Genomic DNA, 1,282 nt, shown 5'->3' with positions numbered 1-1,282 from the left:
GGTGGTGAGGTGACGATGCGCGTTCCCTCGCTCACCACACCGCAGCAACAGCCGCGCGAATTCGAGGGACTTGCCCAGTACGAATCCGTGTCGCTGTTCACCGAGCGTGCGGCTTCTGTCGTGCCAGGTTTCACCCTCACCGAGGAGAACAAGCGCGCCGTTGCTCATATCTGTCACGACCTGGATGGACTCCCACTCCCGATCGAGTTGGCGGCCGCTCGCCTGCGTGGTATGTCTGCTGAGCAGATCATGGATCGGCTCTCGGATCGTTACCGCCTTTTGACTTCCGGTGGACGTGGTGTACCGAGTCGCCAGCAGACCCTCCGATTGTCGATCGATTGGAGCTACGACTTGTGCTCACCTCCGGAGCAGCAGTTGTGGGGTCGGCTGACCGTATTTTCCGGCGGGTTCGAACTGGACGCGGCCGAAGGCGTATGCGGGCAGGATTCGAGTTCGACCGAGGTGCTCGATCTCGTCACTGCGTTGGTCGAGAAGTCCATCCTCATTCGTGAGGAGGTCGACGGCACTGTTCGCTATCACCTGCTAGACCTCCTGCGGGAGTACGGACGCGAGAAGGCCGAGATCTCGAGTGATTTCGTGGAACTTCGACGGCGTCACCGTGATTGGTTCGAAGCGCTGGTCGTTCGTGCGGAAGCCGAGTGGATCAGTGACCGGCAAGCGGCGTGGATGGCAAGGCTGGGTCGTGAACAGCGCAACGTCAACGACGCGTTGGAATTCTCGATCTCCACTGCGGGAGAGGCGCGATCTGCAACGCGAATGGTCGGTGCGTTGTACAGATTCTGGCTTGCAAGTGGATTGCTTGTGCAGGCGCGCTATTGGACGGATCGAGCCCTGAATACAGCGGATCGGGAGCTGGACCCGTTCCGAGTGGATGTCTTGGCCATCGACGCCGTGAATCACGCGATGCAGGGTGAGCTCGAACGGGCAGAAGAGCTGGTCGACGAGAGTTGGCGCCTGGCGAACGCCTTGGCGGACGTACGCTCACGCGGTCTGGCGGCATGGGGTGACGGATACGTCGATACATTCGGGGGCAACTTCGATACCGCTACAGCCAAGCTGGAATCCGCGTTGACGCTGTTTCGACTCGACAAGAATCTGCTGCATGTGGTGATCGGCCTGGACACTCTGGGGATCGCATACTTCCTTTCGGGGGCCCTCGATCGCTCTGTGGAGTGCAACGAAGAGACTCTCGCGATCACCGTGCCCGCCCACGAAGTGATGTTCCAGGCTTTTTGCGCTGGGAACTCTCGGGATCGTCGGC

At 60.5% G+C, this 1,282-nt stretch carries 1 protein-coding gene; it reads left to right on the top strand.

Annotated elements, in window-relative coordinates; translation table 11 throughout:
• Nucleotides 1–15: 15 nt before the first annotated feature.
• A partial coding sequence (locus tag ABT116_RS47295; protein WP_502984087.1) for an ATP-binding protein occupies nucleotides 16–1,282 on the top strand: 1,267 nt, incomplete at its 3' end.

Origin of the sequence: Streptomyces sp. NPDC002130 (genome assembly GCF_040296465.1) — a bacterium.
Lineage (GTDB): Bacteria > Actinomycetota > Actinomycetes > Streptomycetales > Streptomycetaceae > Streptomyces.
Note: the sequence above shows the minus strand (reverse complement) of the source record. Positions and strands in the feature narration are given on the sequence as shown.